Here is a 13,070-nt window from a genome sequence, read left to right on the forward strand (position 1 = left end):
GGCGTAATCCGGCGTAATCCCGCCCGAACTTCAAGGCCCAGCGCCGCACCGTCTCGTAGGAGACGGCGATGCCGCGCTCCAGAAGCATCTCCTCCACCAGGCGAAGGCTCAGGGGAAAGCGGAAATACAGCCACACCGCATGGGCGATGATCGCCGGTGGGAACCGATGGCGCTTGTAGCTGATGGCCGGCAGGGTCATGCACGCCCACCTACACCGCTTGCCGCATGCCGGAGTTAACGTGACAACGCCACCGCCAGAAATGGAACCTTCCGGCGGACTACCCGATGGTCGCGCCGAACTATGCGGAATCCCGATCGGCCCTGGCGAAGGCGTCCGGCCTTGGTCAGTCGCGCAAGGCCGCCGCGTCTGCGCCTGAACCCATTGTCCAGGCTGCGACCACGGTCGCAGATAAGCCAAAACGCGCCTCGCGCGTCAAGGCAAGCGCACCGACCGCGGTCGTGGCCGCGCCGGAGAGCATCCAGGCGAAGCGCGCGCCACGCAAGGCGAAAGCTGTTGGGGAGCCAGTGGTGGAACCGCCCGCAAGACCCAAGAGGGCGCGCAAGACCGCCGCAACCACCGGATCGTGAGGCTCGGATCAAGTGCGCTTCGCCAAGTCGGCATCTATGTCGGCCGAATTCTCAGGGGCGAGAAGCCAGCCGACTTGCCAGTGTTGCGGCCGACCAAGTTCGATCTCGTCAACAAGCTCAAGACGGCGAAAGCGCTGGGCCTTACGGTGTCAACCACGCTCCTCGCACAGGCAACGGAGGTCATTGAATGATGTCGGCTATTGGGCGCGAACCGGCCAGGAGACACCTTCGGCGCCTTCTACTTGAGCGTCCCGTATCGTTCGAGATAGGCCAGCAGCAGACGCACCGTGGCGGGCGCGCCCTTGGCGGCGTAGCGCTGGCTGGTCCGTGTCGTGATGCCGAGCAGCGGCGCGACGCTGTGCTGGTTCAAGCCAAGCCGCTTGAGCGCGTCCCGGTATTCGTCGGCGGTCATCGCCAGCCCTCCCGCTGCAGCAGTTCCGGCAGCAGTGCGAACGCCGTCTCGACGGAGGGATAGTCCCACGACTGCATGGTCTCCTCCCGTTCGATCCAGCGATTGATGGTGGCGCAGTGATGCCCGCACTGGACCGACCAGCCGGTGTCGCGGACGCCGCAGAAAATCTCGTAAGCATCGTCGATGCTCTCGTCCTCCGCCCGGACGAACTTGGTCCAGAGCGCGACGTCGAGTTTGCGGAGCGCGCTGTTGGCGCGGGTGGTGATGACGTCGACGTTCATGGCGTGCCTGCCTTCGACGCTTCGGCGTCGGCCTTGGCGATTTCAAGCGCATGATCCCGGAGCGCCTGCTCGACCTCGTCGGCGCTGATCGTCGGATCGTCCTCGAACGGGTCGTATCCGATGCGCTCGACATAGGCGGCGGCGAGGCGGGTCCGGCGCTCGTCCCCGGTCTCGGCAATCAAGCCTTCCGAGACGGCGGCGTCGAACAGCTTCGATTCCAGTTCGGCGATGTCGGCGGACCGGTGTTCGCCGGTCCCGATGCGCAGATTGAAGACGCCGCTAGGCAGGCGCTCGATATAGAGCGAGCCGAGATAGGTATATCCCGGCATCCCCTCGACCAGGTCGTCGCCGATGACTGCGCCGACGTCAGCGGATTCCTCGCGGCTGGCGATGAATTCAGCAAGCGTCATGGTCGTTCCTTGTCTGGCGCACGGATTCGTCCGTCGAGGGACCCAACATAACGACAGGATGTCGTCCTGCAAGTGGCCGATCACGGCAAATTGTCGTGGCCACGGCACTGCATCGGCCCTTCCTCGAGCTTTTCGAGATCGGGCAGGTCGCGCAGGCTGGCGAGACCGAACAGCGCGGCGATCTCTTACGGTACGTTGATGTCGCCAACTGCAGCCCGTCATCGGGATCGACCACAGGACAGGATGACTTCTTGACTCTCGCAGGGGCGCGCGCCTATCTCCGCGGCATCCGTTAGCACTCGACACCCGAGACTGCTAACAGATGCCGGCAGCGTTTCCACGCAGGCCGCGCGTTCCGTTTCTACCTTCTTAGAGGAAGACAGAACCATGAAGTTCCGTCCGCTGCATGACCGCGTCGTGGTCCGTCGCCTTGATGGCGAAGAGAAGACCAAGGGTGGCATCATCATCCCCGAAACCGCCAAGGAAAAGCCCCAAGAGGGTGAAGTCGTCGCCGTCGGCCCTGGCGCCCGCGACGAAGCCGGCAAGCTCGTTGCCCTGGACGTCAAGAAGGGCGATCGCGTCCTCTTCGGCAAGTGGTCGGGCACCGAGGTCAAGATCGATGGCCAGGATCTCCTGATCATGAAGGAATCCGACATCATGGGCGTCGTCGGCTGAACGCCACGCGACCTCCATTCCCCGTTTTCATTAAGGAGTAGCTCGCATGGCTGCTAAAGACGTCAAGTTCTCCACCGACGCGCGCGACCGGATGCTGCGCGGCGTCGAAATCCTCAACAACGCCGTCAAGGTCACGCTCGGTCCCAAGGGCCGCAACGTCGTGATCGACAAGTCGTTCGGCGCTCCCCGCATCACCAAGGACGGCGTCACCGTCGCCAAGGAGATCGAGCTCGCCGACAAGTTCGAGAACATGGGCGCCCAGCTGGTGCGCGAAGTGGCCTCGAAGCAGAATGACGCCGCCGGTGACGGCACCACGACGGCCACCGTGCTCGCCGCCGCGATCATGCGCGAAGGCCTGAAGTCGGTTGCCGCCGGCATGAACCCGATGGACCTGAAGCGCGGCATCGACCTCGCGGTCGAAGCCATCGTCACGGACCTGAAGAAGAACTCGAAGAAGGTCACCTCGAACGCGGAAGTCGCGCAGGTCGGCACCATCTCGGCCAACGGCGACGAATCGGTCGGCAAGATGATCGCCACCGCGATGCAGAAGGTCGGCAACGAGGGTGTCATCACCGTCGAGGAGGCCAAGACCGCCGAGACCGAGCTTGATGTCGTCGAAGGCATGCAGTTCGACCGTGGCTATCTCTCGCCCTACTTCATCACCAATGCCGAGAAGATGGTTGCCGAGCTCGAGGACCCCTACATCCTCGTTTTCGAGAAGAAGCTGTCGTCGCTCCAGGCGATGCTGCCGATCCTCGAGGCCGTCGTTCAGACCGGCAAGCCGCTGCTGATCATCGCCGAGGACGTGGAAGGTGAGGCTCTCGCCACCCTCGTCGTCAACAAGCTCCGTGGCGGCCTGAAGGTCGCGGCCGTCAAGGCTCCGGGCTTCGGCGATCGCCGCAAGGCCATGCTCGAGGACATCTCGATCCTGACCGCCGGTCAGCTGATCTCGGAAGACCTCGGCATCAAGCTCGAGACCGTGACGCTCAACATGCTCGGCCGCGCCAAGAAGGTGCGTATCGAGAAGGAGAACACCACGATCATCGACGGCGCCGGCAAGAAGAAGGACATCGAGGGCCGCGTTGCGCAGATCAAGGCGCAGATCGAGGAGACCTCGTCTGACTACGATCGCGAGAAGCTCCAGGAGCGTCTGGCCAAGCTCGCTGGCGGCGTCGCGGTGATCCGCGTCGGCGGCGCGACCGAAGTCGAAGTCAAGGAGAAGAAGGACCGCGTCGACGATGCCCTGAACGCGACCCGCGCTGCGGTCGAAGAAGGCATCCTGCCGGGTGGTGGCGTGGCGCTCCTGCGCGCGCTCCAGACCGTCAAGTCGATCAAGACCCAGAACGACGACCAGAAGACCGGCGTCGAGATCGTCCGCAAGGCGATCATGGCCCCGGCCAAGCAGATCGTCGACAACGCTGGCGATGACGGCGCTGTCGTGGTCGGCAAGCTGCTCGAGTCGAAGGACTACGCCTACGGCTACAATGCCCAGACCGGCGAGTACGGCGATCTGGTCAAGGCCGGCATCATCGACCCGACCAAGGTCGTGCGCACGGCGATCCAGGACGCGGCTTCGATCGCCGGCCTGCTGATCACCACCGAAGCGATGATCGCCGAGCTGCCGAAGAAGGACGCCATGCCGGCTATGCCGGGCGGCGGCGGCATGGGCGGCATGGACTTCTGATCGTCCAAGTCTCTCTACGTCTCCAAGGAAGGCCCGGCGCAAGCCGGGCCTTTTTCTTATAGGCAGCGAAAGGCTTCTGCTTTCTATCGAACGAGCTTGATCGCTCGGTGGACCGTGGCCGGAACACGTAGACCGTGCCCGAGATCTCATCGGCGCCGACGTCCACTCCGTCAGTTGCGATGACCCCAACTCGGGCGCGACATGCCGCCTGAGCCAGCCGCGCGGACGCATCACCCGCCACCATTGCCCCCGCAGGTTAGCTGGCGTCGGTTTTACTCCAGTGGACACCGTCGCAACTACCTCGAAGCTGGGTTTGGCTGAGAAGAACAAGTATCTGGCTGCTGTTCGCATGGGTCTGCGGGCAACGGTTAGATAACATTCCGGCATCCCTGCTTCTTGCGGAGCAGCCATCGGGCCGCCTAGGCTGGGGAAGTGGGAGGGGAAGCTCTATTCGACGCGGGTCAGGATCAATCGCGGCCGTGGTAGCCGGGAATTGATCGCGGCCTTTGAGGTCTCAGAGCTTCCCCTCTCCATTTTGGTTCTTGGATTACCGTGGCTTTGCTCAGTCGCCGGCAACTTCTATTTATTAATCTCGTGCTCGCCATTGCCCTGTTCGGGCCATCAACGCCTGGGAACGACCGACCTGTCAGCCCGGCCAACACAAATAAAGATTCCGCCCCGTCGGGGTGTCTCGCAACGACGGGGCGATAAGGTGCTTAACCAGTTGCGTCACTCTGTGGTGACGGCTGCCGACCCTATAACGCCAATCCAGTCTACCGAGAATCGAGAGATACGCTGTTCCAACAAGAAAATGCCAATCACCTTGGCCTACGGCATGACGTCAACACTTCGGCTTGCGCAATTCGAGCGTCGTGCGATGCTGGCTTGTCGATTAATTAAAAGGTGGCTTATGGCGACGGGAACAGTGAAGTGGTTTAATTCGACCAAGGGCTTTGGCTTTATCCAGCCGGACGATGGCGGCCAGGATGCCTTCGTTCACATCAGCGCGGTCGAACGAGCGGGCATGCGCGACCTACGCGAAGGACAAAAGATCTCCTACGAGCTCGTGCCAGACAGGCGGTCGGGCAAAGCGTCAGCCGAGAATCTTCGCGCCGAGTGAGGCCTCAGATTGAATGCGAGGGCCCGGGCGGATCCGCCGACATGCTCTCGGCTCAGTTCCACCGCTCGGATCCGGGTCATCAAAGGGGAGGCTGTCGCGTTCTGCGTCGCCCTCCCCTCGGCGCCGCCGCCCTAGGTCAGCTGGTGCAGGGCAAAGCCGGGCTGCGGCGTGCTGACAAGCCGGCCGGCCACCACGGCGTCGATCCCCATCACAGTGCTCAAATCGCAACCCAAGACGCCAGCGCGACCGACGTTACGACCATCACAAGCCATTCGGCGCGGTAGAAACCGAGGATCGCCTTAGTCGAGCGACCCTCGACGACATCCGTTGCCCGATCCCGCGCCGCGATATGAGGGTCGTAAACGAAGCCAAGACCCGTCAAAAACGCGACCGCCATTTCTTGGTCGATATCACCGACCAATGACCAGACCCTTGGCCCGACGGGGAGAAAGCCGTTTTGCAGGCACAGCTCAGTGTCAAGATCGACCCCTTCGATCTCGAACTCGTTCGGCGTTTTCCGGTAGGGGTGTTTTTGCATCGCAAGCGCAACGTGCGTGCCGTTTCTTGTCTTGGCGAAAGCAAACATGACATCGTGGGGGCGGTAGGCCATCGCAACTCTCCCTCAACACACATTCGTACCTTAGAGCGGGCCGGCTCGTCTTCAAGCGCGCCAATCCAGACTTTTGAGTACGGCTGAACGATCCCAGGTCAGAGGCGAGGCTCAGTTCCACCGCTCGGATCCGGGTCATCAAAGGGGGAGAACGTCGGCGCCGCTCGTCGGAATCGCCTCGCCAGCAGCGTGTCCTTGCTCAGCAGGCCCGCATCCTCGAGCTTCTCGAGATCGGGCAGGTCGCGCAGGCTGGCGAGACCCAAGACCGCCAGGAATGTCTTCGTCGTCACATAGGTATAGGGCGCCCCCGGCTCCGGGCTGCGGCTCTGATGGAGGGAACCAGCCCGAACTCTGGGTCCACGGCCACGATCACGGATCACACGACTACCGAGTGGAGGGCACCCGCGTCCTGGCAATCAGGCTGGCTATCCAAATCTTCACGGTGATCGAGAAAATCCGTGGTTCGATCCCCTCTGTGTCGTCGAGGTCTGATCGAGCGATAGAACCACATGCGGCTTTTGAGAGGGCTGTCAGACGTGCATTAGATCTTAACGACGACGACACTGCCCCGGAGTTCTGGTCTGCACGGGCCAATCGGGATTGGATCCACGCGGACGGCGACGTGGTAGGCTACTCGTTCCGGGCGGCCGGTGATCTGATCGCCGAGGTTCGCGGCCAAGGCTGCTAGCTGAATTGGTATTGATGCGGTCCCGTCGCGGTCGTGTCCGATCGCGTTCGCGCGGCAATGGCACACGAAGACTGGCGCCCGGCAGCGGGTGGGTGAGGGCTTGCGGCCCTGCCGCGTCAGTCAGCTGCGCCGCAGCCGAGGCGGCCGGTGGCACGACGGCATGTCCGTGTGCCGGCAAATCTATCGCGTCGCCGGTCCAGGGGGATGGTCGCTGGAAGACATCGACGAAACTGGCGCATCAACCGTGTGGGATGATCTCTTCGCTACTGGCCAGGACGCCCACCGTGAGTTCTGACTCACTGTGGAGAACGAAGGGACGCCGGCTTTCCTCGAACGTGGGTCCGGCATCATGCATTGAACTGAGGGAAGTCGCACTCGGACACCTTGCCATCCCTCCCTTTCGGCCGATGATGATCGTGCGGCCGAGCCGCGAGGCTCGGTGGCTGTCCGGGCTCGCTGGGCAGCCGGCCGGCTGGATCAAGCCCCCCAGCTCCCTGCCGGCCCGCGCTCTTATTTGACGGCGATCGGGATGACGATGAGCCTAGCGAGCGCCAGCACGATCGCAGCGCGCAGCCAGACAGCCTTGACGGGATTGCCCGCAAGCATGTGATGCCCCCACGCGACGAATGAACTCATACGCAGCTTCCCGCGGCTGACACATCCTTCGCGACGGAACAGCTCCATCCGAAGGACGTCATCACGAGCAGTCGCGCGGTGCTAGCCACGTTGGTTGCGCGCGGCAGCGCTCAACTCAGTCCGACACAAGCTCTCATCCGGACGCCGTTGCGAGTGTCACGACCCGCGAAAGCGGGCGCCCATCCGGCGCACAGAATCCCTCAGCGCGACCCTCAACGATCCATTGCTCGATCTGCCTGCCGACCGCTTCGCCTTCCTTCTCGCGGTTGGCGGCATAGTGGTCGCGTTGCTCTCGCTCCATTCTCTCGAGCTGTTTGAGCCATTCCGCGTAGGTGATCGTCGCCATCCAAGCCTCCCCGCCGCGACACACATTGAGGCAGTATTCGACATGCGGCTTGGTTACCCTCGTAAAGGCTCTCCTTGACGCCGAAGATTACTTTGTTCCGGGTGAGACCAGTCTTCGGACCGGCGAAGCATACTTCAAACTCGACGGCATCCAGGAATCCATCCGGCCGGTCCGCGAGAACTGTCGCTGGTGACTACAACGAGTGGATACACGAACGCCCGCCATCGTTGGCGGTATCGGCGGGGACGTAGGCTGAGCAGCTAGTCGAAGTCCATCTCTCGCCACCCGATCCCGCACGGGAATTCGCTCGAGCTAACGCAGGATTGGGAGGTCTCCAATATTTACCGCGCCGAGCTGGCTTTGAAACGTCGTCGTTCGGTCGGCACTCTGCTGTTGCGAGACCCCGGAGATCATGTGCTCACCGGTGTCATAAACCGTCCGTTTGGTTCCATCGTCGATGATCAGCCGACGGGCGGTCGGAAAGAAGGCATAACGCATGTCGTTTTGGCTTCCCGCCGTCGCTGGGAGACCAAACTCGGCGGGCCAGCCTAATTCGTTGCTCCGCGCTGGATGGCTTTTGCTTGCGGGCTTTGCCACATCCATCTCGATTTCGCCCCTCTGGAGCCCATCAGCTAGGTCGTGAAGCACTCCATCAAGCTTCCCCTTTGTCGCGGCATTGAACATGTCTCCGACCATGCTCATCCCGCCGGCGATCCATTGGGCCATCCCACCAAACTCAGGATGAGAGAATTGGGCCATCTTGCCATGACCGCGGCGAAGCGTTGCTAACGCGACCTCTACCGCGTCTATTCCCACCCCATGCTTCCGAGCGGTCCTGGCAACTAGGTCCTCAGCAAGGCCATGCTCAGTGTGTTCCTTTACGGAGAGCGCTCCGTTCCGGATTGCAGCCTCTTGTTCCGGCGAAAGAGGATTTCCGTTTCCGTCTTTCATGGCAGCACCTTGACGCCCTGGGCCAAGTTTAGCGCGCAGCCCCCACCGAAACGGATGTTACTACTCAATGTTCCTCGGAGTCATTGCCTTCTCGCGAAGCGACGCACGCGCTGCGGTTATCCGCCGGGGGCCTTGAGAATTGAGCCGGCGCGTTCATCTGATGGAACGCTGCCGGCTCTCATCACGGCGTTCCCTCCCCGCGACGCCACTCTCCTACCTGCAGCACCATGGCCGATGCCATTATCCTTTCGTCGGTATTGAAACCTCTGGCTGTTTAGGGGGCCGATCCTGTGCTGTGGGCCTTCCCCCAGCAGCAGCTTGACTCGAACTCGATCCGATCAGGGTCAAGACGCGCGACTTCCGGTGACGGTGAATTTGGCCCACAGGGCCATGGCGGACATTGCATCCTTCTGGCACGCTGCCGTCGGAGGATGCCCATGGTCGCGACATCATGCCTGCGCACACTCGCCGACACGGATGAACCTGTCGCTGCCCCCTCGCACGAGGGCCTACCCCCGGCGGGGACTGTCTACGCTTTTCGAACCAGGCCCTATTCCACGCTCGCACCGGCGGAAACCGGGCGATACTCTGCGTTCAAGATCATCGGCCCAACCAGAAACACGTAGCCATCGCCGTATTGGACGGCGTGTGGGGAGAAGTCCCGACGCTGAAGCAGGCCGAACAGGCGCAAATCCTCAAGGAACATCGATTTGCCCACAACGGACGTGTTTGGCCGTGTTCGGCGTAATTGCAGATTGGTGGGAACCCGCGGAACTTGATGCCGTAACTTTTCTTGGCAAAATCGACGTCCCAGCCCCTGAAGCAGTACTCGCTGCGAAGATCGCCAGTTCAGTGATCGGTACGAGGTATTCAACTCTTCGGACGATAAATTATGCTGCCGAGGGTGAATGGCGCTGGGGCAATGACCGCGGAGCTCTCTTGGGGGAGGCGAAACTCAGCGCTGCGATTCCGAGACACGGCTCTCCGTCCAACGCTGGCGCATAATCCGAAGCACCGAGGCTTCCGCCTCCAAAAAACAGATCGATTTCTTGCAGTTTTTATCTATTGTAGTCTCTAGGTCATACAATTTGCCTAGAGCCGTTGCGAGCGCCCTTAAAGCTGATCGTTTTTCTTCTTCATCTCATCCAGTTTATCGATGATTTCAATAATTCTCACCATAAGATCGTCGTGGGTTTGCGCAGATGGTTGCTGCGCAAATGCCGCGAATGGTCATGGGATCGGTTCCTGATTTGGCGTGGGGAAACGCAGCCGCCGCGGGCGATCAGCAGTCTAACGCCGGACGGAACCGCCGAGAAGGCAGGTACGTTTCATTTGCGTGCTGGCCACGCCTACGGCGGGGTCTCCGCCCGCCCTTCGAATGAGCCTCACCCCATCATCTTTATAAGCTGCAGGCTTTCGATCTCTGCCTTAAGCTTGGCGACGGCAGCCTCCCCCCGAATACTCTTGACGCCCCTCCTTTCGCGATCAAGCGCGCCCGGGATTCCGTCGAGAAGCTCCGCTCGCAGTGGTTCCGGCAACAAGGGCCCTTCCCGCTCGGTCTCGACCACGGTCGACTTCCGGTGCGACCACCGACGCCTTCGTCCGTCCGGCCAAGTGAGGAGCGCGAAGAACAGAAGCCGGACTATGCGACTGCCGGCTTCCTGAGTGTGATGTTGCCGGAGCGTCGCGGTAATCGCCTGCCCGACTACGGCTCCGGAAAAGCCACTCGTCGTCACGCGCGCTTTTTTGGGCCAAGGCGTAAGCGCCTCTCGGGGGGCTCCGTGAGTTCAAACGGCATCAGCGATTGATTCTGCTGAACGACAAGGGGGATTCGGAGAAACTCTGACCGCAGCAGCATCAAACGCGCCACAACGTCCAAAATGGCTCTATGCGCGCGGAACTACGCCGCTGCTCGATGGGTTTGCGCTAATTAATCCAGCGCGCAAGGACGGCTTCCATGGAAATTAGGATCGGCTATCGGATCGAGATCGTCACCTATCAGCCGACGCCCGCCTTGCCGCTTCTCGACCCCCACCCCAGCCGCGATGGCGACCTGGTGACGACGCCCAAGACAGCCGTCAGGTCCCTGAACGACGGCAGCAACGTGCCGACCGCCAAATATGCGGACGGGTTCGGCAACCGTCGCCGGCGCCTGGTTGTGCCCCCGGGAGGCGTCGAATTCACCAGCGACATGATCATCCGAGATTCTGGCGAGGTCGATTACGTCGACCAAAACGCGCAGGAGGTCTTCGCCGGGGACCTACCGTCCGAGGTCTTGGAATACGTGTTATCGAGCCGCTATTGCGAGGTTGACGAGCTCTCGGCAACTGCATGGAGCCTCTTTGGGAACTGCGCCCCGGGTTGGAATCGGGTCCAGCAGATCTGCAACTACGTCAATGCTCAGATTCGCTTCGACTACCAGTCAGCCCGCGGCACTCGTACGGCGGTGCAGGCCATGACGGAACGGGTCGGGGTCTGCCGTGACTTCACTCACCTGGCGGCCGCGCTGTGTCGCTGCATGAACATCCCCGCACGCTACTGCAACGGCTACCTGGGCGACATCGGCGTGCCGCGTGATCCGGCGCCAATGGACTACAACTCCTGGTTCGAGGCGTATCTCGACGGCGGCGAGTGGTTCACCTTCGATGCCCGGCACAATATGCCCCGCATCGGTCGCATCCTGGTGGGCAGGGGCCGGGACGCCGCCGACATCCCGATGATCCACACGTTCGGCCCGCACATTCTCCAACGCTTCGAGGTCATCACCGAAGAGGTGGTAGCGACCTAAGCGATGCGGCGCTTGCAAACTCTCGATCCGCAGGCCGTGATTTAGGTCGGCACATTCTCCAAAACGCTCTCGCCTAGCGTGCAGCTGGTCTATCTTTCCCGCCGGATTGGCTCGGGTGTTCACAGAGGCCAAGTAAGTCCAATTTGCCGGGCCGAAAGCGATCGATATGACCATATTCTCCGTCAGGCACATCACAAACTATCACTATGCAAAACCGGTGGGGTTCGGTGAGCACCGACTGATGTTTCGCCCCCGGGACAGTTATGACCAGAGGCTACTCAGGGCGACCCTGGTGATTGATCCGGAGCCCAGCACTATCCGCTGGATTCACGATGTCTTTGGCAATTGCGTCGCGCTCGTTCGGATTTCTCGTCCCGCTTCGGAGTTGTGCTTCGAAACCCGGATTCAGCTCGACCACACGCCGCAGGCAACGCCCGATTTCCAGATGGATGAGGAGGCGCTGACGTATCCCTTCGCCTATAGTTCGGACGAAACAGCGGATCTGGCTGGTACGACCGATCGTCACTACCTCGACGACGATGACGAAGTCGGGCGATGGGCCCAGCAATTCGTCAACGTTGGCCGGCGGACTGACACCGGGAAGCTGTTGATGACGCTATGCTATGCAATCCACGAAAGCTTTGCCTATTCGCGTCGTCTGGAGGCCGGAACCCAGCCGCCGCTTATCACGCTACGCCTACGTCGCGGCACCTGCCGCGATTTTGCATTGTTCATGATGGAGGCGGTGCGTTCCCTTGGCTTCGCGGCTCGTTTTGTCACGGGATACATTTACGTTCCCAGCCGCGACACCTCGACCACGCTCGGGGGCGGCTCTACCCATGCTTGGTGCCAAGTCTATCTCCCCGGAGCCGGATGGGTGGAGTTCGATCCAACCAACGGCATCGTCGGCAATCGGGATCTTGTCCGGGTCGCCGTTGCCCGGGACCCTCGCCAGGCGATTCCACTCACGGGAAGCTACTCCGGCCTCGCCTCGGATGCTCTCGGCATGACCGTGCAAGTCAATGTGACTAAGGAAAAGACGAATACAGAGGTCGAAGATCCAGATAAATCGGGGTAAAGCTCATCCTCTCCCAGACCGTTCCGCTTGCCACGTGTCATAGGGTGGAAAAACCAGCTGGAGATTGGCTCTACGGGGTCTCCTCACCCGGCCGACCCTGGGGAGGTCACCGGGGAGCGTCGGATGTGGCCATAGGCAACGTCAAGCATGGCTACTTTGCCCTGGCGTGATTTAGCAATATTTTGGCGCGGTTCAGCATGACACCGTTGGCTGGTCTGGCATGGGGGTGCAACCACACCGCTGCGAAAAGAGCCGACGATGAGCACTAACAGCACCACCAGCTTGATCTGGGCCATGATTGCCCGCAGCAACGGCACGGTTGGCTACCGCGACGAAACCCAGCGCTACATCATCGAAGCAGCGACCGACTGTTTCTACAGGGTCACCTTTTGCAGCAATGACCATTATGAGCTGACGATTGGCCACAGGCAGTCGGTCGCTGAAGCGAAGGCGCTCTGTGAGGCTGACTTTGCCGCGCGGGATGGCAACTACAATTTGGACTTGTATGGGGTTTTCCTTGTCAAGGCCGCAGACCCCTTATCGGCTTTGAGACGCGGTTCGTTTTCACGTACGGGTGGACGTCAACAGCTTCGCCGCTCCGCGCGGCGAAGGCCGTAGATGAGTGCAGGCGCTCACATCCAAACGATCCGAGGGGAACTCGCCATTTTGGCGCGGTTCGGCGCCACAAACTTGTATTCGGTCGATCCTGGAGGATCGCGACCATGATGCAGTCATGCGCATCGACGGCGAAGTTCCGAGGCGGCGGGCCCATTCTAAGCCGCGGCGCAAAGGCCAAGTCCACT

At 61.4% G+C, this 13,070-nt stretch carries 16 protein-coding genes and 2 pseudogenes; 8 read left to right on the top strand and 10 right to left on the bottom strand.

Features of this window, described 5'->3' with window-relative positions; all coding sequences use genetic code 11:
* Positions 1-199 (bottom strand): annotated as a pseudogene (locus AC1DW9_RS35035) (IS6 family transposase); the annotation flags it as partial.
* Between the two features lie 86 nt (positions 200-285).
* Here AC1DW9_RS35035 and AC1DW9_RS35040 point away from each other — a divergent pair.
* Both AC1DW9_RS35040 and AC1DW9_RS35045 read left to right on the top strand, forming a co-directional pair.
* Positions 286-588, top strand: a complete 303-nt coding sequence (locus AC1DW9_RS35040; RefSeq protein WP_441509201.1) for a Ros/MucR family transcriptional regulator — start codon at positions 286-288, stop codon at positions 586-588.
* Positions 585-779, top strand: coding sequence for an ABC transporter substrate binding protein (locus AC1DW9_RS35045; RefSeq protein ID WP_441509200.1), 195 nt, complete (start codon positions 585-587; stop codon positions 777-779). Before AC1DW9_RS35040 ends, AC1DW9_RS35045 begins: the two co-directional genes overlap by 4 nt.
* A 47-nt stretch (positions 780-826) precedes the next feature.
* Here the strand turns inward: AC1DW9_RS35045 and AC1DW9_RS35050 are convergent, their stop codons facing one another.
* From AC1DW9_RS35050 to AC1DW9_RS35060, 3 genes are read right to left on the bottom strand one after another with little or no spacing between them, the layout of a single operon-like run.
* The gene (locus AC1DW9_RS35050) at positions 827-1,000 is read right to left on the bottom strand and encodes a hypothetical protein (RefSeq protein WP_441509199.1); all 174 of its coding nucleotides are present in this window, start codon (positions 998-1,000) and stop codon (positions 827-829) included.
* Positions 997-1,281 (bottom strand): hypothetical protein, encoded by a 285-nt coding sequence (locus AC1DW9_RS35055; protein ID WP_441509198.1) that lies wholly within the window; start codon positions 1,279-1,281, stop codon positions 997-999. Before AC1DW9_RS35055 ends, AC1DW9_RS35050 begins: the two co-directional genes overlap by 4 nt.
* On the bottom strand, positions 1,278-1,763 hold the full coding sequence (locus tag AC1DW9_RS35060) for a hypothetical protein (protein WP_476777233.1): 486 nt from the start codon (positions 1,761-1,763) through the stop codon (positions 1,278-1,280). The genes AC1DW9_RS35055 and AC1DW9_RS35060 overlap by 4 nt, the downstream gene beginning before the upstream one ends.
* A gap of 315 nt (positions 1,764-2,078) precedes the next feature.
* Here AC1DW9_RS35060 and groES point away from each other — a divergent pair, with 315 nt between their 5' ends.
* The 3 genes from groES (at position 2,079) to AC1DW9_RS35075 (ending at position 5,170) form a co-directional block, all read left to right on the top strand.
* Entirely contained in the window at positions 2,079-2,366 is a 288-nt protein-coding gene (gene groES, locus AC1DW9_RS35065; protein ID WP_055727595.1) for a co-chaperone GroES, read from the top strand.
* 46 nt (positions 2,367-2,412) lie between these two features.
* A complete protein-coding gene (gene groL / locus AC1DW9_RS35070) occupies positions 2,413-4,050 on the top strand; it encodes a chaperonin GroEL (protein ID WP_476777232.1) in 1,638 nt (545 codons plus the stop codon).
* Positions 4,051-4,960: 910 nt separating this feature from the next.
* Complete coding sequence (locus AC1DW9_RS35075) at positions 4,961-5,170, top strand: cold-shock protein (protein ID WP_441509217.1); 210 nt, start codon at positions 4,961-4,963, stop codon at positions 5,168-5,170.
* Between the two features lie 217 nt (positions 5,171-5,387).
* On the opposite strand, the gene AC1DW9_RS35080 is transcribed toward AC1DW9_RS35075, so the two are convergent.
* From AC1DW9_RS35080 to AC1DW9_RS35105, 6 genes and pseudogenes are all read right to left on the bottom strand, one after another.
* Positions 5,388-5,780: a hypothetical protein gene (locus AC1DW9_RS35080; protein WP_441509189.1), complete on the bottom strand. Its 393-nt coding sequence runs from the start codon at positions 5,778-5,780 to the stop codon at positions 5,388-5,390.
* Positions 5,781-5,878: 98 nt separating this feature from the next.
* Positions 5,879-6,103 (bottom strand): annotated as a pseudogene (locus AC1DW9_RS35085) (SMC-Scp complex subunit ScpB); the annotation flags it as partial.
* A gap of 875 nt (positions 6,104-6,978) precedes the next feature.
* Complete coding sequence (locus AC1DW9_RS35090) at positions 6,979-7,104, bottom strand: hypothetical protein (protein ID WP_441509178.1); 126 nt, start codon at positions 7,102-7,104, stop codon at positions 6,979-6,981.
* Positions 7,105-7,237: 133 nt separating this feature from the next.
* On the bottom strand, positions 7,238-7,450 hold the full coding sequence (locus AC1DW9_RS35095; RefSeq protein ID WP_441509179.1) for a hypothetical protein: 213 nt from the start codon (positions 7,448-7,450) through the stop codon (positions 7,238-7,240).
* A 312-nt stretch (positions 7,451-7,762) separates the two neighbouring features.
* The gene (locus tag AC1DW9_RS35100; RefSeq protein ID WP_476777472.1) at positions 7,763-8,176 is read right to left on the bottom strand and encodes a hypothetical protein; all 414 of its coding nucleotides are present in this window, start codon (positions 8,174-8,176) and stop codon (positions 7,763-7,765) included.
* Positions 8,177-9,786: 1,610 nt separating this feature from the next.
* Complete coding sequence (locus tag AC1DW9_RS35105) at positions 9,787-9,969, bottom strand: hypothetical protein (RefSeq protein ID WP_441508780.1); 183 nt, start codon at positions 9,967-9,969, stop codon at positions 9,787-9,789.
* A 389-nt stretch (positions 9,970-10,358) separates the two neighbouring features.
* Here AC1DW9_RS35105 and AC1DW9_RS35110 point away from each other — a divergent pair, with 389 nt between their 5' ends.
* The 3 genes from AC1DW9_RS35110 (at position 10,359) to AC1DW9_RS35120 (ending at position 12,885) form a co-directional block, all read left to right on the top strand.
* Entirely contained in the window at positions 10,359-11,189 is an 831-nt protein-coding gene (locus AC1DW9_RS35110) for a transglutaminase-like domain-containing protein (protein WP_476777473.1), read from the top strand.
* A 166-nt stretch (positions 11,190-11,355) separates the two neighbouring features.
* Positions 11,356-12,267, top strand: coding sequence for a transglutaminase family protein (locus tag AC1DW9_RS35115; RefSeq protein WP_441508783.1), 912 nt, complete (start codon positions 11,356-11,358; stop codon positions 12,265-12,267).
* A gap of 258 nt (positions 12,268-12,525) precedes the next feature.
* The gene (locus tag AC1DW9_RS35120; protein WP_476777474.1) at positions 12,526-12,885 is read left to right on the top strand and encodes a hypothetical protein; all 360 of its coding nucleotides are present in this window, start codon (positions 12,526-12,528) and stop codon (positions 12,883-12,885) included.
* Positions 12,886-13,070 lie beyond the last annotated feature (185 nt).

It is taken from the genome of Allobosea sp. P4_E12 (assembly GCF_056401655.1).